General features: G+C 72.2%; 19 protein-coding genes and 1 pseudogene. 5 read left to right on the forward strand and 15 right to left on the reverse strand.

Annotated elements, in window-relative coordinates:
- Positions 1-17: 17 nt before the first annotated feature.
- The 3 genes from RM812_RS27925 to RM812_RS27935 form a co-directional block, all read right to left on the reverse strand.
- Positions 18-755 carry a methionine ABC transporter permease gene (locus RM812_RS27925; RefSeq protein WP_311577837.1) on the reverse strand — a complete coding sequence of 246 codons (738 nt, stop codon included), beginning with the start codon at positions 753-755 and terminating at the stop codon, positions 18-20.
- Positions 752-1798 carry a methionine ABC transporter ATP-binding protein gene (locus RM812_RS27930; protein ID WP_311577841.1) on the reverse strand — a complete coding sequence of 349 codons (1047 nt, stop codon included), beginning with the start codon at positions 1796-1798 and terminating at the stop codon, positions 752-754. The genes RM812_RS27925 and RM812_RS27930 overlap by 4 nt, the downstream gene beginning before the upstream one ends.
- 419 nt (positions 1799-2217) lie before the next feature.
- On the reverse strand, positions 2218-2868 hold the full coding sequence (locus RM812_RS27935) for an HAD family hydrolase (RefSeq protein WP_311577845.1): 651 nt from the start codon (positions 2866-2868) through the stop codon (positions 2218-2220).
- Between the two features lie 83 nt (positions 2869-2951).
- On the opposite strand from RM812_RS27935, the gene RM812_RS27940 reads away from it, so the two are divergent.
- Both RM812_RS27940 and RM812_RS27945 read left to right on the forward strand, forming a co-directional pair.
- Positions 2952-3311, forward strand: coding sequence for a hypothetical protein (locus RM812_RS27940; protein WP_311577849.1), 360 nt, complete (start codon positions 2952-2954; stop codon positions 3309-3311).
- A gap of 1 nt (position 3312) precedes the next feature.
- Positions 3313-3729 carry a hypothetical protein gene (locus RM812_RS27945; RefSeq protein WP_311577895.1) on the forward strand — a complete coding sequence of 139 codons (417 nt, stop codon included), beginning with the start codon at positions 3313-3315 and terminating at the stop codon, positions 3727-3729.
- An 80-nt stretch (positions 3730-3809) separates the two neighbouring features.
- Here the strand turns inward: RM812_RS27945 and RM812_RS27950 are convergent, their stop codons facing one another.
- From RM812_RS27950 to RM812_RS27960, 3 genes are all read right to left on the reverse strand, one after another.
- On the reverse strand, positions 3810-4307 hold the full coding sequence (locus RM812_RS27950) for a GNAT family N-acetyltransferase (RefSeq protein WP_311577897.1): 498 nt from the start codon (positions 4305-4307) through the stop codon (positions 3810-3812).
- 57 nt (positions 4308-4364) lie between these two features.
- Positions 4365-4859, reverse strand: a complete 495-nt coding sequence (locus RM812_RS27955) for a sigma-70 family RNA polymerase sigma factor (RefSeq protein ID WP_311577852.1) — start codon at positions 4857-4859, stop codon at positions 4365-4367.
- A 74-nt stretch (positions 4860-4933) separates the two neighbouring features.
- Positions 4934-6106: a glycerophosphodiester phosphodiesterase gene (locus RM812_RS27960; protein WP_311577855.1), complete on the reverse strand. Its 1173-nt coding sequence runs from the start codon at positions 6104-6106 to the stop codon at positions 4934-4936.
- A gap of 433 nt (positions 6107-6539) precedes the next feature.
- On the opposite strand from RM812_RS27960, the pseudogene RM812_RS27965 reads away from it, so the two are divergent.
- Positions 6540-7284: pseudogene (locus RM812_RS27965) on the forward strand (lysophospholipid acyltransferase family protein).
- Between the two features lie 256 nt (positions 7285-7540).
- Here RM812_RS27965 and RM812_RS27970 read toward each other — a convergent pair.
- From RM812_RS27970 to argH, 4 genes are all read right to left on the reverse strand, one after another.
- Positions 7541-9073, reverse strand: coding sequence for an MFS transporter (locus RM812_RS27970; protein ID WP_311577858.1), 1533 nt, complete (start codon positions 9071-9073; stop codon positions 7541-7543).
- A 3-nt stretch (positions 9074-9076) separates the two neighbouring features.
- Positions 9077-9622, reverse strand: coding sequence for a TetR/AcrR family transcriptional regulator (locus tag RM812_RS27975; protein WP_311577861.1), 546 nt, complete (start codon positions 9620-9622; stop codon positions 9077-9079).
- An 88-nt stretch (positions 9623-9710) separates the two neighbouring features.
- Positions 9711-10682, reverse strand: coding sequence for an aldo/keto reductase (locus RM812_RS27980; RefSeq protein WP_311577864.1), 972 nt, complete (start codon positions 10680-10682; stop codon positions 9711-9713).
- A gap of 152 nt (positions 10683-10834) precedes the next feature.
- A complete protein-coding gene (gene argH / locus RM812_RS27985) occupies positions 10835-12268 on the reverse strand; it encodes an argininosuccinate lyase (protein ID WP_311577867.1) in 1434 nt (477 codons plus the stop codon).
- Positions 12269-12387: 119 nt separating this feature from the next.
- Between argH and RM812_RS27990 the strand changes: the two genes are divergently transcribed.
- Both RM812_RS27990 and RM812_RS27995 read left to right on the forward strand, forming a co-directional pair.
- The gene (locus tag RM812_RS27990) at positions 12388-12975 is read left to right on the forward strand and encodes a pyridoxamine 5'-phosphate oxidase family protein (protein ID WP_311577870.1); all 588 of its coding nucleotides are present in this window, start codon (positions 12388-12390) and stop codon (positions 12973-12975) included.
- A 3-nt stretch (positions 12976-12978) separates the two neighbouring features.
- On the forward strand, positions 12979-13686 hold the full coding sequence (locus RM812_RS27995) for a L,D-transpeptidase family protein (protein WP_311577873.1): 708 nt from the start codon (positions 12979-12981) through the stop codon (positions 13684-13686).
- A gap of 268 nt (positions 13687-13954) precedes the next feature.
- Here RM812_RS27995 and RM812_RS28000 read toward each other — a convergent pair whose 3' ends face one another.
- The 5 genes from RM812_RS28000 to argC are packed head-to-tail and all read right to left on the reverse strand — an operon-like array spanning position 13955 to position 18779.
- A complete protein-coding gene (locus RM812_RS28000; protein WP_311577876.1) occupies positions 13955-14494 on the reverse strand; it encodes an arginine repressor in 540 nt (179 codons plus the stop codon).
- Positions 14495-14501: 7 nt separating this feature from the next.
- Positions 14502-15707 (reverse strand): acetylornithine transaminase, encoded by a 1206-nt coding sequence (locus RM812_RS28005; protein WP_311577879.1) that lies wholly within the window; start codon positions 15705-15707, stop codon positions 14502-14504.
- Complete coding sequence (gene argB, locus RM812_RS28010; protein WP_311577882.1) at positions 15704-16606, reverse strand: acetylglutamate kinase; 903 nt, start codon at positions 16604-16606, stop codon at positions 15704-15706. The genes RM812_RS28005 and argB overlap by 4 nt, the downstream gene beginning before the upstream one ends.
- Positions 16603-17754 carry a bifunctional glutamate N-acetyltransferase/amino-acid acetyltransferase ArgJ gene (gene argJ, locus RM812_RS28015; protein ID WP_311577886.1) on the reverse strand — a complete coding sequence of 384 codons (1152 nt, stop codon included), beginning with the start codon at positions 17752-17754 and terminating at the stop codon, positions 16603-16605. The genes argB and argJ overlap by 4 nt, the downstream gene beginning before the upstream one ends.
- The gene (argC, locus tag RM812_RS28020; RefSeq protein WP_311577889.1) at positions 17751-18779 is read right to left on the reverse strand and encodes an N-acetyl-gamma-glutamyl-phosphate reductase; all 1029 of its coding nucleotides are present in this window, start codon (positions 18777-18779) and stop codon (positions 17751-17753) included. The genes argJ and argC overlap by 4 nt, the downstream gene beginning before the upstream one ends.
- Positions 18780-19308 lie beyond the last annotated feature (529 nt).

The raw sequence follows: 19308 nt of genomic DNA on the forward strand, positions 1-19308 counted from the left end.
ACGGAACGAGCGGCGAGTTACGCGACCTTGCTCACGTCGGCCGCCGCGGGCTCCTTGGCCTTGAGCAGCCGGAGCCTGGGGGCGGCGCCCCCGCGTCCGCCGCGGCGGTGCAGGGTGCGGGCCGCGTAGTCGCCGGCGAACTGGATGATCGAGATGACGACGGCGAGGATCGCGACGGTGATCCACATCAGACCGGTCTCGAAGCGCTGGTAGCCGTAGCGGACGGCGAGGTCGCCGAGGCCGCCGCCGCCGACGGTGCCGGCCATGGCCGAGTAGCCGATGAGGGCGATGATCGTGGTGGTGGTGCTGGCGATCAGCGACGGAAGCGCCTCGGGGACCAGGACCTTGCGGACGATGGTCCAGGTGTTGCCGCCCATGGACTGGACGGCCTCCACGAGCCCGCCGTCGACCTCGCGGACGGCGGTCTCGACCAGCCGCGCGAAGAAGGGGATGCCGCCGATGGCGAGCGGCACGATCGCCGCCTCGCTGCCGATGGTCGTACCGGTCACCCACCGGGTGAAGCTCATCAGCGCCACCATGAGGATGATGAACGGCATCGAGCGGCCGATGTTCACGATCTGGCCGATGACCTTGTTGACCAGGACGTTCTGCAGCAGGCCGCCCTTGTCGGTGAGGACGAGGAGCACACCGAGCGGGAGCCCGGCCACCACGGCGATCAGGGTGGACCAGCCGACCATGATCAGGGTCTCCCAGGACGCCTGCTCCAGCAGGGGCTGCATCTCGGACCAGGTCACTTGGCACCTTCCTTCACCAGCGGGGACGGCTGCGCCGGCGTCTCGTCCACCACGTCGATCTGCAGGCCCTGCTCGCGCAGGAAGCCGACGGGCACCACGTTGTCCTCGTAGCGGCCGGGCAGTTCGATGCGCATCCGGCCGACCTGGAGGCCGCCGACGGTGTCGATGGCGGCGCCGAGGATCGATATGTCGATGTTGTAGGTCCGGGAGAGCTGGGAGATGACGGGCTGGGTGGCGGCCTCGCCGTGGAAGGTGACGTCGAGGACGGTGCGGTCGTCCCCGGACGCGTCGCCGCCGACCGGGAAGAGCGCGGCGGCCAGCTCGGAGCCCGGGGTGGCGAGGAGTTCGCCGACCGTGCCGGACTCGACGATGCGGCCCTGGTCCATGAGGGCGGCCGAGTCGCAGATGCTCTTGACGACGTCCATCTCGTGGGTGATGAGCAGGACGGTGAGTCCGAGCTGCCGGTTCAGGTCGCGCAGCAGCTGGAGGATGGAGCGGGTGGTCTCCGGGTCGAGGGCGCTGGTGGCCTCGTCGGAGAGCAGGACCTTGGGGTCGCCGGCCAGGGCGCGGGCGATGCCGACGCGCTGCTTCTGGCCGCCGGAGAGCTGGGCGGGGTAGGCCTTGGCCTTGTCGGCGAGACCGACGAGGTCGAGCAGCTCCAGCGCCTTGCGGGAACGTTCCTTCCCGGACTTGCCGAGGATCTCCAGCGGGAGTTCGACGTTGTCCTGCACGGTCCGCGAGGACAGCAGGTTGAAGTGCTGGAACACCATGCCGATGCGGCTGCGTGCCTGCCGCAGTTCCCGGCCCGCGCGGGGGCCGCGGCCGGCCAGCGCGGTCAGGTCCTGACCGGCGACGGTGACCGTGCCGGCGGTGGGGCGCTCCAGGAGGTTGACGCAGCGGATGAGGGAGGACTTGCCGGCGCCGGACTGGCCGATGACGCCGTACACCTCGCCCTCGCGGACGTGCAGGTCGACGCCGTCGAGGGCGGTGACCTCACGGCCTCGTGAGCGATAGACCTTCGTGAGGCCCGATGTGGTGATCACGTGGGTTTCCGTCACTGTCGAGTGCGCGGCGCGGGTGTGGGCGCCGGGCACGGGGGCGTTGTTCTTCGGGGTTCTCGGGGGACCTTCGGAACGCGGCACGGTTCTCGCGGTGGCGTGCAACCGGGGGGACCGGGGAGAAACGTGTGCGCGGGGCGTGGCTCAGCCGCGTGCGCGGGGCGCGGTGGCGGACAGGAGCGGGCGCTCGCTTCGGGGCGCGAGGCTCAGGTGGTGCAGGGGCCCTCTAGAAGGCGCACATTCGACACATACAACGAGCACCGGGCGTCATCGTCGCCTCGGTCGCCGGGGTGCGGTCGCTCGTCGTGCTCATGCGATCAGTAAAGCAGACGTGTGGTTCTGACCGGTCACCGCTGTCCGGATGCTGGACAGCGGTGGATGACGGCCGGTCGCAAAGGCGTGTTTCAGCCCCGGACGGAGATCTCGATTCCTCCGTCGGTGACCAGTGCGGACAAGGCCGACAGGTCGGTGACCACCAGGTCGGCGTCGAGCTCACCGGCCGCGTGGGTTGTGGCCAACGCCACGGTGGTCATGCCGGCGGCGCGGCCGGCCCGGAGCCCGGCGGGGGCGTCCTCGAAGACGACGCAGGCGGCCGGGTCGACGCCCAGGGAGCGGGCGCCGAGCAGGTAGGGCTCGGGGTCGGGCTTGCCGCGCGTGATGTCGTCGGCGGCGACGAGTGTCTTGGGCAGGATGCCGACGGCGTCGAGCCGGGCCTCGGCCAGCCGCCGCGTGGCGGAGGTGACGACGGCCCAGCGGTCGGCGGGGAGGGCGTCGAGGAAGTCCCTGGTGCCGGGCAGCAGGTGCACGCCCCCGCCCGACACGTCCTCGACCTCCAGCTGCTCGATCCGCGCGACGGCCTCCGGCACGACGTGCGCGGGCAGCAGGTCGGCGGCCACCTCCGCGGCCGGCCGCCCGTGCAGCTCGACCCGCCCGAACGCCTCCGCCGTGATCCCGTACTCACCGGCCCACCGCGCCCAGCAGCGGCGCACGGATTCGAGGGAGGACAGGAGGGTGCCGTCGTTGTCGAACAGGAGGGCCTGCGCATGGATCTTCATACCGCCGACCCTACGGTGACCCCGTTCCCCGCCGGACGGGGTCGGGCTCGGCCAGGCTTTTCGGGCGTAATAGGGTCGCTGCCATGCTTGACGTCCTGACGCTGGTGACCGGCGTCGCCGCGCTGCTGCTCGCCGCCTGGTGCGGCTGGGCGGCCTACCGTGACCAGCCGACGAAGGACTGGCACTTCATCGCCATGGCCGTGGTCTCGCTGCTGGCGCTGATCCAGCTGGTGGTCGGGATCGTGCAGCTGGCGCGGGGGGAGGACCCCGAGCAGGGCACGACGATCTTCGTGGCGTATCTGCTGGGTGCCTTCGCCTGTGTCCCGGCGGCGGGGTTCATGTCGCTGGCCGAGCGCACCCGCTGGGGCTCGGTGACGGTCGCCGCCGGCGGAGTCGTCCTCGCCGTTCTCGAGGTGCGGCTGTATGACATCTGGGGAGGCTGAGATGGTGGCGACGGAGGAGAACCCGGCCCGAAAGCGGCTGATCAGTGGGCCGGGGATCCTGCTGGTGTGGCTGTACGGGGTGATGGTCGTCGGTGCCGTCTCGCGGTCCGTGTACCAGGTCGCGACCGAGTTCGACCGGGCGCCGCTCGCCTACACGCTGTCGGCCGTCGCCGGCGTCGTCTACGGCTTCATCACGTACACCCTGGTGCGCGGTGGCGAGACGGCCCGCAGGGCGGCGCTGGTGTGCTGCGCCGCCGAGCTCGTGGGTGTCCTGACGGTCGGCACCTGGACGCTGGTGGAGCCGTCCGCCTTCCCCGACGCGACCGTGTGGTCGGACTACGGGATGGGTTACCTCTTCATCCCCGTACTGCTGCCGCTGTCGGCGCTGTTCTGGCTGCGCCGGGCCCGCACCGCGTAGCCGCTTCCGCACCGCGTGGCCGCCCCGCGCCGCGTAGCGGGCCCCCGTACCGTGTAGCGGCTCCACGGCCCGGCGGCTCGTCAGGCCGTGGTCGCGTACGTCCCGGCCGGCTTCTCCAGGACGATCATGGGGACGCCGTCCGCTCCCTGCGCGGTCCCCACCGTCTCGTAGCCGACCCGCCGGTACAGCCGCAGGTTGCTCTCGCTGCGGTGCCCGGTGTGCAGGCGGAAGCGCTTGGCGCCGCGCTCCCCGGCGAGTGCCGACTCGGCGGCGCGCAGCAGGCGGGCGCCGATGCCGTGCCCCTGGAGGCGGGGGTGGACGCACAGCTTGCCGATGGCCGCGGCCCCGTCCTCGGTCACCCGGCCGCGCACCGAGCCGACGACCTCGTCACCGAGCCGTGCCACGAAGACGCAGTCGGCGGCGACCTCCTCGCGCACGGAGTCGAGGGTCTGGACGAGCGGGTCGATGCGGTAGTTGCCGTACAGCGCCGCTTCGCTCTGGAAGCAGAGGTACTGCAGCCGGAAGATCTGCTCGACGTCCTGCTCGGTCGCCGCCGAGATGGTCACGCTCATGCCCATGTGCGCATGCCTCCCGCTCATCTGATCATCTGTGGTCCCCCACTCCTATCCCCGTCCTCAGCGAGCCGCAACCTCCGGCGCCAGTAATCGCCGCAGACATCCCAGACATCGGGAACGTTCCGGCCCAAGACTGCCCTGTGAGATACCCAACTCCCCCGCGATTTCCCGGTATGTGAGGTCCTTCGGCGACAGCAGGGCCTCGATCAGCCGGGGGCAGCGGCCCGGCAGCCGGCGCACGGCGTCGCGCAGGGCGCGGTGCCGGGCCGCGGTGAGCGCGAGGTGCTCGGGCTCGTGCTCGGCGGCCCCGGCGGGCTCGATCCCGTACGGCTGCTCGGTGCGAGCCGTACGGCGGGTGCGGCGGGCCTCGCTGCGGACGGCGCTGCGCAGCCAGCGGTGCGGGTCATGGGGCGGGTCGTCGGCCTTCAGCCGTTCCAGGAGGCGCAGCCAGACCGCCTGCTCCAGGTCGCCGGGCTCGGCTCCGGCGGCATATGCCTCGGCCGACGCCTCGGCGGTGAGCAGGGGGCGCAGGAAAGTGACCAGGTCGGGCGTCATATGCAAGGCGACGCGGCCGTCCGGGCGGCGGGTTGCCCGGACGGCCGAAGGTCACCCCAACCGGGGGTGTTCGCTCAGTTGTTGACGAAGTCCTCACGGGCCAGCAGGCCCGTGTCCGGGTTGTCGGTGAAGACGCCGTCGATGCCGGTGGCGAAGTAGGTCCCGAACGCGCCGAAGACGTCGCCGTAGGCGTCGCGGTCGCTGCCCTTGCGGAAGTCCGCGGGCAGGAAGGGATTCTCGTTGCGCATGGTGTACGGGTGCAGGATCAGGCCCGCGCGGTGCGCGTCGCGGACCAGCGTGGTCGGCTCGGTGAGCCGGCCGGCGGAGTCCCGCGGGATGATCAGGTCCAGCGTCGGGCCGATGCCCTGCGCGTAGGAGGCGATCTCCTTCAGGCCCTTCGGCGTGATGAGGTCGGCCGTGGTGCGCGGGTCGCCGGTCTCGACGAAGTCCCAGGGGCGGCTGCTCGCGCCGGACAGCAGGACGGCGAGGGGATTGCCGACGAGCCTGCTCATCCGCTGGATGCTGGTGGGCTCGAAGGACTGGATGATGACGGGCGAGTTCTTCCGGTCCTTGCCGTACTTGCGCAGCAGCCGCGCGAGGCGCTCCTCCGTGCCCAGGCCCAGCTTGCGGAAGTAGGTGGGGTGCTTGAGTTCGGGGTAGATCCAGACCTGCTTGCCGCGCCTGCGGGTCTGCTCGTTCTGCCAGCGGAGCACCTCTTCGAAGGTGGGGATCTCCCACCGGCCGTCGTAGAGGGTGCTGTGCGGGCGGTTGGCGGGGATGCGTTCGGTCGCGCGGAGCGTCTTGAGCTCGGCGAGTGTGAAGTCCTCGGTGAACCAACCGGTGGTGGAGACGCCGTCGAGCAGCTTGGTGCGCTTGCGGTCGGCGAACTCGGGGTGGTCGGCGACGTCCGTGGTGCCGCCGATCTCGGGCTCGTGCCGGCAGACCAGGTGACCGTCCTTGGTGGGGACCAGGTCCCCGGCCTCGACGATGTCGGCGCCCATGTCGAGGGCCAGTTCGTAGGCGCCGAAGGTGTGCTCGGGCCGGTAGCCGCTGGCGCCGCGGTGGGCGATGACGGTCGGGACGGGCAGGCTCTTCACGCCGCCGTGTCCGCCGCCGTGCCGGGCGTCGGCGGCGCTCGCCGTGCCGGACAGGCCGAGTACGGCTCCGCCCGCCCCGAGCACCGCTGCTCCGAGGAGCGCCCGCCGTCCGGTGCCGCCCGCCTGCTCGTCCGACTCCTGCGTTCCCATCAGGGCCTCCTGCCGTTGACCGTCGGTGCGGGCCGATCGTAGGGGCGCGTACATGACGAACGGGAGACCTCGGCCGGAACACGCGGGTGCCTGGAGATGTCGTATGGGCGTGGAGGGGCCGGTGGGGCGGGATAACTGACGGCGCGTCGGCTTCGGGGCGGCGGGGCGGGGTACACGGTTCGGTGGCCGCGGTCGTCGTGGCGGCGGCCGGCGAGACCGTGACCGGGGAGGCGAGGCCTGCGGCGCGCCTCGCGCCGTCCGCGCGTCGCGTGTGCTTCGATCCGGGCCGTGTCCTCACCTCAGGACCGACGACGCCGGTCCCTGTGGACGCGACCTGCCTCACATGCGCGGGTGGGCGTCACCGCGGCGCGACACCACCGCACCGCAGGTGAACGCATGTCAACACGGTGTAAGGCCCGGGTGACGGACGTGCGTGACCCCCTGGGCCGCGAGTAATGTCCTCACCTGCACAGACTCATACCGCATCCCCGACACCGGAGGACCCGTTGTCCCGCTTCGCGTTCATCAAGGCAGTGCTCGGCCCGATCATGCGCCTGATGTTCCGCCCACGGGTGGAGGGCGTGGAGAACATCCCCGGCGACGGTCCGGTGATCCTGGCCGGCAACCACCTCACCTTCATCGACTCGGTGATCATGCCCCTGAACTGCGACCGGCAGGTCTTCTTCATCGGCAAGGACGAGTACGTCACCGGCAAGGGCTTCAAGGGCCGGCTGATGGCCTGGTTCTTCACCGGCGTCGGCATGATCCCGGTCGACCGCGACGGCGGCCGGGGCGGGGTCGCGGCCCTGATGACGGGACGCCGGGTGCTGGAGGAGGGCAAGGTCTTCGGCATCTACCCGGAGGGCACCCGCTCCCCCGACGGCCGTCTCTACCGGGGCCGCACCGGCATCGCCCGGCTGACCCTGATGACGGGCGCCCCCGTCGTCCCGTTCGCCGTCATCGGCACCGACAAGCTCCAACCGGGCGGCGCGGGCCTGCCCCGGCCGGGCAAGGTCACGGTCCGCTTCGGCGAGGCGATGGAGTTCTCCCGCTACGAGGGCATGGACCGCGACCGCTACGTCCTTCGGGCCGTGACCGACTCCGTGATGACCGAGGTCATGCGGCTGTCCGGCCAGGAGTACGTGGACATGTACGCGAGCAAGGCCAAGGCGGCGTAAGGCCGCGCGGACACACCGACGGCGGGCCGCTTCCCGTGCGGCCCGCCGTCGGTGTTCGCCGGGTGCCGGGCCGCCGGGCGTCCCGACCGGAAGTTCACCACCGCCTCCTGGCACCGGCCGCACGGGCCGGTGGCGCCGGGGGCCCGGTGACGCCCTGGACCGGCTGACGCCATCGGCCGGTGTCGCCACGGACCGGGACGGGCCACGGACCGGGGTTACGCCAGGGCTGGTGCCCCGGCCAGAGCCCGGCCGCGCGTTACGGGTGCTCCACCCCGTCCTCCAGCTTCTGGCCCCGCAGCAGGAACCAGGACGCCGCGGCGGCCGCCAGCAGCACGGCCGCGCCGACACCCGCCGCGAGGGTCAGGCCGTCGACGAAGGCCTGGCGGGCGGCGTTCAGCAGGGCCTCGGCGCTGTGGGCCGGGAGGCCGGAGGCGGCCTGCACCGCACCGCCCAGTGACTCGTGCGCCGCGGCGGGAGTGCCCGCGGGACCGGCGAAGTCGCGGTAGACGCCGGTCACGATGGAGCCGAGCACCGCGATGCCGAGGGCGGCGCCGAGTTCGTACGCGGTCTCGGAGACCGCGGAGGCGGCGCCCGCCTGCTCCTGGGGCACGCTGGAGAGGATCACGTCGGCGGTGACGGTGAACGCGAACCCGGCACCGACGCCGACGACCAGCAGGACCGCCCCGATCAGCGGGTAGCCGGTGTGCTGGCCGACGACGGTCAGCGCGGCGAGCGCGAGGCCGACGGCGGCGAGTCCGCCCGAGACCACCGCACGGACCGAGAAGCGCCGGGCCGCGCGGCCCGCGATCAGGCCCGCCGCCACCGCGCCGACCGCGGCGGGCAGCTCGGCCAGGCCCGCCTCGAACGGCTGCCTGCCCTGGACCAGTTGCAGGTACTGGGAGAGGAAGAACACCAGCCCGGACAGGCCCAGGATGGTCAGCAGGTCGGCCAGCACCGCACCGCTGAAGCCGCGGTTGCGGAACAGCCGCATGTCCAGCAGCGGCGTCGGCATCGTCAGCTGACGGCGTACGAAGCCGTGGAGCGCGGCGACGCCCAGCAGGCCCGCGGCGAGGGTGGCCCACGCGAACCCGTGCGCGGCGGTCTCCTTGACGGCGTACACGACGCCGAACATGCCGACCAGCGAGAGGGCGACGCTGAGCAGGTCCCACGGGCCCGGGGCCGGATTGCGGGACTCGGGCAGCAGCTTGGCGCCGACGACGACCAGGACGGCCATCACGGGCAGGTTGATCAGGAAGACGGAGCCCCACCAGAAGTGCTCCAGCAGGAATCCGCCGACGACCGGGCCGACCGCCGCACCGGCCGAGGCGGCGGCGCCCCAGATGCCGATGGCGAGGCTGCGTTCGCGTGGGTCGTGGAAGATGTTGCGGATCAGGGCGAGGGTGGCGGGCATCAGGGTGGCGCCCGCGACGCCGAGCAGGGCCCGGGCGACGATCATCAGCTCGGGCGTGGTCGCGTAGGCGTTGAGGACCGAGATCGCGCCGAACGCCGTGGCGCCGATCAGCAGGATCCGCTTGCGGCCGATGCGGTCGCCGAGGCTGCCCATGGAGACGAGCAGACCGGCGATGACGAAGGAGTAGACGTCGCCTATCCACAGCAACTGGGTGCCGGAGGGCGCGAGGTCCTCACTGATGTAGGGGGTCGCGAGACCGAGGACGGTCGCGTCGACGGCCACCAGCAGTACGGCCAGCACGAGGACGGACAGCGCCAGCCAGCGGCCGGGGCTCTTCACCGCCTCGGTCGACTGCGCCGACTGCAGGGTGCGGGTCATGGTTCACTCTCTCCGAAGTGCGCCGCCGAGCAGCAGCTCGACGATCATGTGGGTGAAGTCGTTGCGGGCCACGCGGCCCTCGGTCACCGCCCAGGCGCCGGAGGCCAGCAGGCCGTAGAGCGCCTCGGTGAGCCAGGCCGGGGTGAGGTCGATGCGGAACTCTCCGCTCTCCTGGCCCCGGCGGAACAGCGCGGTGAGCCGGGCGTCGAGACGGGCCCAGCCCTCGTTCTGCTGCTCGCCCTCGAACAGTTGGTTCTCGGTGTAGAGGAAGGCGAGCAGGCCGGCGACGGGCTCGATCTCGCGGACGAGCCGGCGCAGCGCCTCGGCCGCCGGGCCGTCGTGCGGACGAGCGGCGTCCAGTGCCGCCTCGCACTCGGCGATGCCGAGCGACTCCAGGGCTCGGACGAGGGCGTCGCGCCCCGCGAAGTGCCGGTGCAGCGTGGCCCGGCTGATCCCGGCCGCCCTGGCGACCTCGTCCATGGTCGCGGTGGCTCTGCGGGTCAGCAGGCCCGCGGCACTGCGCAGTACCTGGTCACGATCTACAGCCATGAGACAAGGATAACCCGAATGAGACACTCTTGTCTCATCCGGAGCGTGCGTGACTCACCGGCCCCGGGTCGGGCAGGGTTCTCCGGGCTCAGTGCCAGGGCAGCCGCGCGCGCCGCTCCCAGTAGGCGTCCGGGTCCTCGACGAGCGCGCCGAGACGCGCCACCTGGTCGTCGTCCAGGTCGATGACGGCGGCGTGCAGGTTGGAGCCGAGCTGGTTGACGGTCGCGGCACCGGACAGGACGACGCCGGCCCAGGGCTGCCGCAGGACCAGCGCGAGGGCGACCGCGTCGCAGCCCAGGGCCGTCTCCTCCGACACGGCCTTCAGGACGCCGGGCGCGTGGGGTTCCGCGAGACGGCCGTTGGCCATGCCCTCCTTGACGATCACGGTGAGACCGGCCTCGTGCGCCTCGGCCAGCGCGGGGCCCGCGGAGGTCTCCAGCGCGTTGTACGTCGACTGGACGGTGCGGAACAGGGGCTCGCCGTCGACGGTCACGGCGAGCGCGGCGCGGATGGTGTCGGCCTGGGCGGGGCCGCTGGTGGAGAAGCCGACGGTGACGCCCCGCGCGGCGGCCTCGGCCAGCTTCGCGTGGAGGTCCTTGTCGGTGAGGGCCGGGCTGTCCGGGGTCAGCGAGTGGATCTGGTAGAGGTCGAGCCGGTCGCCGAGCAGCTCCTCGGTCTCGGCGCGCTGGCGGTCGTACGTCGCGACACCGTGGTCCTTGACCTCGTGCCGCTCGGCTTCGGCCGACCAGTCGGCCGTGTAGGTGTAGCCCCACTTGCTGCCGACGACCACGTCGTCGGCGTCGGGGCGCTCCCGCAGCCAGCCGGCGAGGAACTCCTCGGAGCGCCCGTAGGAGCGCGCCGCGTCGAAGTACCGGACGCCCTGCGCGTAGGCGGCGTCGAGGAGGTCGTGGGTGCGGGTGCGCAGCGCCTCGACGCTGCGGTCCTCCCCGAGGTCACGCTCTCTGCCGAGGTTGATGTAACCAGGGCGGCCGACGGCGGCGAGACCCAGGCCGATGTGGCAGGTGGGGGTCGTCGCGGCGGCGAGACGGGCGAAGGGCATCGCGAGGCTCCGTTCGGTCGGCTCCGGTACGGCTTCGACCAACGTAACCCCTGATGACCTTCGCCTCAGCGGTCGGCCGTCCGGTACGTCGGCGGGCGCGGGTGCCTCGTGGCCCGCCGCACAGCTCCCCGCGCCCCCTCCGGGCGCTGCCCTCAGGCCCGCTTCTTCGCCCCGGCCCACTCGTGCTGGGCCGCCACGTCCGCCTTCACCTCGGCGAGCTGGACGGCGACCGCGCTGGGTGCCGTACCGCCGCGGCCGTCGCGGGAGGCGAGGGCGCCGGGGACGTTGAGCACCGAGCGGACCTCGGGAGTCAGGTGGGCGGAGATCTTCGCGAACTGCTCGTCGGTCAGCTCGTCCAGCTCCTTGCCCTCCGCCTCGGCCACCTTCACGCACTCGCCGGCCACCTCGTGCGCGACCCGGAACGGCACGCCCTGCTTGACCAGCCACTCGGCGATGTCGGTGGCGAGCGAGAACCCGGCCGGGGCCAGCTCCTCCATCCGCTCGCGGTGCACGGTGAGGGTGGCCATCATGCCGGTGAAGGCGGGGAGCAGGACCTCCAGCTGGTCGATGGAGTCGAAGACCGGCTCCTTGTCCTCCTGGAGGTCGCGGTTGTACGCGAGCGGGAGGGCCTTGAGGGTGGCCATCAGGCCGGTGAGGTTGCCGATGAGACGGCCGGACTTGCCGCGGGCCAGCTCGGCGATGTCCGGGTTCTTCTTCTGCGGCATGATCGAGGAGCCGGTGGAGAAGGCGTCGTGCAGGGTCACGAAGGAGAACTCCTTCGTGTTCCAGATGATGATCTCCTCGGCGATCCGGGAGACGTTCACACCGATCATCGCGGTGATGAAGGCGAACTCGGCGACGAAGTCGCGGGAGGCGGTGCCGTCGATGGAGTTGCCGGCGCTGCCGTGCTCGAAGCCGAGGTCCTCGGCGACCGCCTCCGGGTCGAGGCCGAGCGAGGAACCGGCCAGGGCACCCGAGCCGTACGGCGACACGGCCGTCCGCGTGTCCCACTGGCGCAGCCGCTCCGCGTCCCTGCTCAGCGCCTGGACGTGGGCGAGGACGTGGTGGGCGAAGAGCACCGGCTGGGCGTGCTGGAGGTGGGTGCGGCCGGGCATCGCCACGTCCGGGTGGGCCTCGGCGAGGCCGATCAGCGCGTCCTGGAGGTCGGCGATCAGAGCGCCGACGGTGCGGGCGTGGTCGCGCAGGTACATGCGGAAGAGGGTCGCGACCTGGTCGTTGCGGGACCGGCCGGCGCGGAGCTTGCCGCCGAGGTCCGGGCCGAGCCGCTCCAGCAGGCCGCGCTCCAGGGCGGTGTGGACGTCCTCGTCGGCGACGGTGCCCACGAAGGAGCCGTCGGCGACGTCCGCCTCCAACCGGTCGAGCCCGGCGATCATCCGGGTCAGCTCGTCCTCGGTGAGCAGGCCGGCCTTGTGCAGCACACGGGCGTGGGCACGGGAACCGGCGATGTCGTAGGGCGCGAGCCGCCAGTCGAAGTGGACGGACGCGGACAGCTTCGCCAGGGCCTCGGCGGGACCGTCGGCGAAACGGCCGCCCCAGAGCCGTACGTCACCGCTGTTGCTGCTCACTCGTGTCGCTCCTCACCGTGCAGTCACTGGCATGCATGAGTATGCAGAAGTATGCATGATTCGTCAATCTCGCAGGTTGACGGGACGTGGTACATCCCGCGCCGCCATAATCGTTAGACATGGGAAAGACTTATGAGCGCATAGACGGCCGGCTCCGCTCCTTCATCGAGGCGCAGCCCCTCTTCTTCACCGCCACCGCTCCGCTGGCCGGCGACGGCACGGTCAACCTGTCCCCCAAGGGACTCACGGGCTGCTTCGCCGTGCTCGACGAACTCACCGTGGCCTACCTCGACTTCGCCGGCTCCACCGCCGAGACCATCGCCCATCTGCGGGAGAACGGGCGGATCACCCTGATGTGGTGCGCCTTCCAGGGCCCGCCGAACATCGTCCGGGTGCACGGCCGCGGCGAGCCGGTCTTCCGCGACGACCCGCGCTTCCCGGATCTGCTCACCCACTTCCCGGACATCGACACCACGCTGCACGGACTGCGCGCCGTCATCGTCGTGACGGCCGAACTCATCCGCGACTCCTGCGGGTACGCCGTCCCCTTCATGGCGTACGAGTCGGACCGGGACCTGCACGGCAAGCGGTTCGCCCGCGAGGACGACGCCTCGCTCAGCGCGTACTTCACCAGGAAGGAGCACATAGCGACGAGCCTGGACGGCCTTCCCGGGCTGCCGTTGCCGCTGCCCCCGTCTACCGTCTGAGCCATGCGCCCCGGTGTCGTCGCCGCCCTCGTCTCCGCGTCCCTCCTCGTGCTCGGTGCCGCGCCCGCCGGCGGGCCCGCTCCCCGGCCGCTGCCGGCCCTGATGGCGGACACCGGCGGCGGCACCCAGCTGATCACCGCGGTCGCCGCGGGTACCGGCTCGACGACGGGCCGGGTCACCTGGTGGGACCGCCGGGGCGGCGGATGGGTGCGGGCCGGTTCCGCGGCCGCCCGCTTCGGGGCCGGCGGACTGGCCGACGGGGCGACACGCCGGCAGGGCACGAACACCACGCCCACCGGGCTGTACGACCTGCCCTACGCCTTCGGCATCGCGGCGGCGCCGCGCGGGACGGCGTACCGGTACCGCCCGGTGCGCCGGAACTCCTGGTGGTGCCAGGACAACGCCTCCCCCTCCTACAACCGCTGGACCGAACCGCGCCCCGCCGACTGCCGCGCCGCCGAGGCCGAGCACCTGATCACCTACCCGGCGCAGTACGCGCACGCCCTGGTCGTCGGCTTCAACTACCACCGCCCCGTGCGCGGGCGCGGCGCGGGCATCTTCCTGCACGTCAACGGGCGCGGTGCCACGGCCGGTTGCGTGTCGGTGCCGGCAGAGGCGATGCGGCGCATCCTGCGGTGGGCCGACCCCGCCGCCGCACCGCACATCGCGATCGGTACCGCGGGCGGGGCGACGGCCGTCACCCGCTACTGAACCGGGGCGCGGGAGTACCGGCACGGGCTGAACACCCGGGCGGTGCGGGCGGGCGGTGTGGGCGGGCGTGTGGTGGCTGCGGTGGCGCAACACGCCCGCCGTCTCCCACGACGCCGTGACCGGCCGCCACACCCTTGCTCACCGGCACCGCCACCGTGTCCGGGCGGCGCTGGGCCGGCCGTACCGCGATGCCCCCAGGGGCGCGGGGAACCGCGCGGCCGGCCACAGACCACCCACCCCCTGAGGGCGGTGAAAGCCCGCGCGGCGCTCAGTGCCCGTTCTGAGCCAACCGCAGCAGATGATCCGCCAGCGCCTGCCCACCCGCGGGCTCCCGGCTGATCAGCATCACCGTGTCGTCACCGGCGATGGTCCCCAGGATGTCGTGCAGCTCGGCCTGGTCGATCGCCGAGGCGAGGAACTGCGCCGCCCCCGGAGGGGTCCGCAGGACCACGAGGTTCGCGGACGCCTCCGCGGAGATCAGCAGCTCCGCGGACAGACGCCGCATCCGCTCCTCCTTGGCCGACTCACCGAGCGGGGCCCGCGGAGTGCGGAAACCGCCCTCGCTGGGCACCGCGTAGATGAGGTCGCCGTCGGTGTTGCGGATCTTCACCGCGTTCAGCTCGTCCAGATCCCGGGAGAGCGTCGCCTGGGTGACGGTCAGCCCGTCGTCGGCGAGCAGCTTCGCCAGCTGGCTCTGGGAGCGCACCGCCTGCCGGTTGAGGATGTCCACGATCCGGCGGTGGCGTGCGGTGCGGGTCTGCGGCAGGGCAGGCCCCGCCGTCTGCTCGTGCTCCTGCGCAGGGCTCATCGTCGTCTCATTCTCCGGATCGTCCGTCCCCGTGGGCCTCGTGGGCCTGGTCAAGGATGCCGGGCAGCGCCCCGAGGAACGCGTCCACCACGTCGTCGCCGAGGTTCAGCGCAGGCATCAGCCGTACGACATCGGGTGCGGGCGCGTTCACCAGGATTCCGGCGTCCTGAGCCGCCTGCTGCACCTTCGGCGCGAGCGGCTCGGTGAGCACGATACCCAGGAGGAGACCGGCGCCCCGGACGTGGCCGACCAGCGGGTGGCCGAGAGCCTCGACGCCGCCGCGGATCTTCTCGCTCTGCCGCTTGACGTTCTCCAGCAGCCCCTCGCCCGCGATGGTGTCGAGGACGGCGAGTCCGGCGGCGCAGGCGACCGGGTTGCCGCCGAAGGTCGTGCCGTGCTGGCCGGGCCGCAGGAGTTCGGCGGCGCGTCCGAAGGCGACCGTCGCGCCCAGCGGCAGTCCGCCGCCGAGGCCCTTGGCGAGGGTGACGACGTCCGGCAGGACGCCCTCGTGGGCCTGGTACTCGAACCAGTGCCCGGTCCGGCCGATGCCGGTCTGCACCTCGTCCAGCACCAGCAGCGCGCCGGTGGCGGCGGTGATGGCCCGGGCGGCCTTCAGGTACCCGGGGGGTGGCACGACGACGCCGTTCTCGCCCTGGATCGGCTCGATGACGACGAGGGCGGTCTCCTCGGTGACCGCGGCGGCGAGCGCCTGCGGGTCGCCGTACGGCACGTGCGTGACGTCGCCGGGCAGGGGCAGGAACGGTTCCTGCTTGCCGGGCTGCCCGGTGAGCGCCAGGGCGCCCATGGTGCGGCCGTGGAAGCCGCCCCGGGTGGCGACCATGTGCGGCCGCCCGGTCAGCCGGCCGATCTTGAAGGCGCCCTCGTTGGCCTCGGCGCCGGAGTTGCAGAAGTAGACCTTGCCGTCGCGGCCGAAGTGCTGGAGCAGCCGTTCGGCGAGGGCGACGGGCGGCTCGGCGATGAAGAGGTTGGAGACGTGGCCGAGGGAGGCGATCTGCCGGCTCACCGCCTCGACCACCGCCGGGTGGGCGTGGCCCAGTGCGTTGACCGCGATGCCGCCGACGAAGTCGAGGTACTCCTTGCCGTCGGCGTCCCAGAGCCGGGCGCCCGCGCCGCGCACCAGGGGCAGGCGCGGGGTGCCGTAGTTGTTCATGAGCGCGCCCTGCCACCGCTCGGTCAGCTCTTCGTTGCTCACGACTCCCCCTGTTCGTCCGGCACGACCATCGTGCCGATGCCCTCGTCGGTGAAGATCTCCAGCAGGATCGCGTGCTGGACCCGGCCGTCGATGACACGGGCGGTGGTGACGCCGCCCCGTACGGCGTGCAGGCAGCCCTCCATCTTCGGCACCATGCCCGAGGACAGCTCCGGCAGCAGCTTCTCCAGCTCGGACGCGGTGAGGCGGCTGATCACCTCGTCGGAGTTCGGCCAGTCCTCGTAGAGGCCCTCGACGTCGGTGAGGACCATGAGAGTCTCGGCGCCGAGCGCCGCAGCGAGTGCCGCAGCCGCCGTATCAGCATTGACGTTGTAGACATGGTGATCGTCCTGGGAACGGGCGACCGACGAGACGACCGGGATGCGGCCGTCGGCGAGCAGCGCCTCGATGGCGCCGGTGTCGATCTCGGTGATCTCACCGACCCGCCCGATGTCGACGAGTTCGCCGTCGATCTCGGGCCGGTGCTTGGTGGCGGTGATGGTGTGCGCGTCCTCGCCGGTGAGGCCGACGGCGAGCGGTCCGTGCTGGTTGAGCAGTCCGACCAGCTCCCGCTGGACCTGACCGGCCAGCACCATCCGTACGACGTCCATGGCGTCCTCGGTGGTGACGCGCAGGCCGGCCTTGAACTCGCTGACGATGCCGTGCTTGTCGAGGGCGGCGCTGATCTGGGGGCCGCCGCCGTGCACGACGACGGGCTTGAGACCGGCGTGGTGCAGGAAGACGACGTCCTGGGCGAAGGCCGCCTTCAGGTCCTCGTCGACCATGGCGTTGCCGCCGAACTTGATGACGACGGTCTTGCCGTTGTGCCGGACCAGCCACGGCAGCGCCTCGATGAGGATCTGCGCCTTCGGGAGGGCGGTGTGCTTGCGAGTAGTGCTCATGAGGAGTACGCGCTGTTCTCGTGGACGTAGTCGGCGGTCAGGTCGTTGGTCCAGATCGTCGCGGTGGCGTCGCCGGCGGCGAGGTCGGCGACGATGTGGACCTCGCGGTAGCGCATGTCGACCAGCTCGCGGTCCTCGCCGACACCGCCGTTCTTGCAGACCCAGACGCCGTTGATGGCGACGCCCAGCCGGTCGGGCTCGAAGGCGGCGGACGTGGTGCCGATGGCGGAGAGCACGCGGCCCCAGTTGGGGTCCTCGCCGTGGACGGCGCACTTGAGGAGGTTGTTGCGGGCGATGGTGCGGCCCACCTGGACGGCGTCCTCCTCGCTCGCGGCGTTCACGACCTCGACCTTGATGTCCTTGCTGGCGCCCTCGGCGTCCCGGATCAGCTGCTGCCCGAGGTCGTCGCAGACGGTCCGTACGGCCTCGGCGAACGCGGCGTACTCCGGGGTGACGCCGGAGGCGCCGGAGGCCAGCAGGAGCACCGTGTCGTTGGTGGACATGCAGCCGTCGGAGTCGACCCGGTCGAAGGTGACCCGGGTGGCGGCGCGCAGGGCGCGGTCGAGCGCCGCGGCCTCAAGGTCGGCGTCGGTGGTGAGGACGACGAGCATGGTGGCGAGGCCGGGGGCGAGCATGCCGGCGCCCTTGGCCATCCCGCCGACGGTCCAGCCGTCCTGGGTGACGACGGACGTCTTGTGCACGGTGTCGGTGGTCTTGATGGCGATGGCGGCCTTCTCGCCGCCGTGCTCGGAGAGCTGGCCGGCGGCCGTCTCCACGCCCGGGAGCAGCTTGTCCATGGGGAGGAGTACTCCGATGAGTCCCGTCGAGCAGACGGCGACCTCGCCCGCGCCGGTCCCGAGCACCTCGGCGACCTTCTCCGCGGTGGCGTGCGTGTCCTGGAACCCCTTGGGACCGGTACAGGCGTTGGCCCCGCCGGAATTCAGGACGACGGCGGTCAGCTCCCCGCTCTTCAGCACCTGCTCCGACCAGAGGACGGGCGCGGCCTTGACGCGGTTGGAGGTGAAGACGCCCGCGGCGGCGCGTCGCGGTCCGGTGTTGACCACGAGGGCCAGGTCGGGGTTGCCGTTCTCCTTGATCCCGGCGGCGATGCCCGCCGCCGTGAATCCCTTTGCTGCCGTCACACTCACGGCGCAACTCCGATCGTCGTCAGTCCGGTGGTCTCGTCGAGACCCAGGGCGATGTTCATGCTCTGGACGGCACCGCCCGCGGTGCCCTTGGCCAGGTTGTCGATGGCGCTGATCGCGATGATGCGGCCCGCGGCTGCGTCGTACGCGACCTGGACCTGAACGGCGTTGGAACCGTAGACGGACGCGGTCGCGGGCCACTGGCCCTCGGGCAGGAGGTGGACGAAGGGCTCGTCGGCGAAGGCCTTCTCGTAGGCGGCGCGGACCGACTCCGCCGTGACCGGGGGGCGGGCCTTGGCGCTGCACGTGGCGAGGATGCCGCGGGGCATCGGTGCGAGGGTCGGCGTGAAGGAGACGGTGACCGGCTCGCCGGCGACCGCGCCGAGGTTCTGGATCATCTCGGGGGTGTGCCGGTGGCCGCCGCCGACGCCGTACGGCGACATGGAGCCCATGACCTCGCTGCCGAGCAGGTGCGGCTTGGCCGCCTTGCCCGCGCCGGAGGTGCCGGAGGCGGCGACGATCACGGCCTCGGGCTCGGCGAGGTGCGCGGCGTAGGCGGGGAAGAGCGCCAGCGACACGGCGGTCGGGTAGCAACCGGGCACCGCGATGCGCTTGGACCCCTCCAGCGCGCCGCGGGCACCCGGCAGTTCGGGGAGGCCGTAGGGCCAGGTGCCGGCGTGCGGGGAGCCGTAGAAGGCCTCCCAGTCGGCGGCGTCCTCGAGCCGGAAGTCGGCGCCCATGTCCACGACGAGCACGTCCGGCCCGAGCTGCTCGGCCACCGCGGCGGACTGCCCGTGCGGCAGCGCGAGGAAGACGACGTCGTGTCCGGCGAGCGCCTCCGGCGTGGTCGGCTCCAGGACCCGGTCGGCCAGCGGCAGCAGATGCGGCTGGAGCGCGCCGAGCCGCTGTCCGGCGTTGGAGTTGCCGGTCAGGGCACCGATCTCGACCTCGGGGTGCGTCAGGAGCAGACGCAGCAGCTCACCGCCCGCATACCCACTCGCTCCGGCCACCGCCGCACGTACCGCCATGGAAAACCCTCCTCCTGGATGGCATGACTATACGTTTCGCTGCACGTTTATGCAATCCACTCCGCCGGAGAGGGCGGCGCACGTAGCCTGCCCGCCGGTGGGCGGGCTCGCCCTCGTGGAGCTCGCCCGGGGCCGGACGGGTGCGGAGCAGGCCGCGGCGAAGGCGTTCGTGCGGGAGGTCCTCGATCTGGGTGCGCGGCGGCACCGGTGGGGCGAGCCGGGATGCGAGCCGTCCCGCGCCGAGGGGTACGTGGGCGGTTCCGGGAGACCGTCGCGGCCTTCTACCCCGTCGGCGCCGGGCCCCGGAGCGACGCGTTCCCGGACACCCGCTCGCTCGGCCCCTGCCGCGTACGGCACGGGTGCTGAACGGGCTGCCGCACCGGGAGGATGCGTCTTCCGTCGCCGGTGAGGCCGGAGGGCATCGGCCGTGGGCCGGCGGGTCCGGAGGGGGGCGGCGGGTCCGGAGGGGGGCGGCGGCCCGGTGGCGTCCGCCGGGTGCGAGGCCCGGGACGGCCCGACCGTGCTCGAC

The organism is Streptomyces lancefieldiae (assembly GCF_031845825.1).
Classification (GTDB): Bacteria; Actinomycetota; Actinomycetes; order Streptomycetales; family Streptomycetaceae; genus Streptomyces; species Streptomyces lancefieldiae.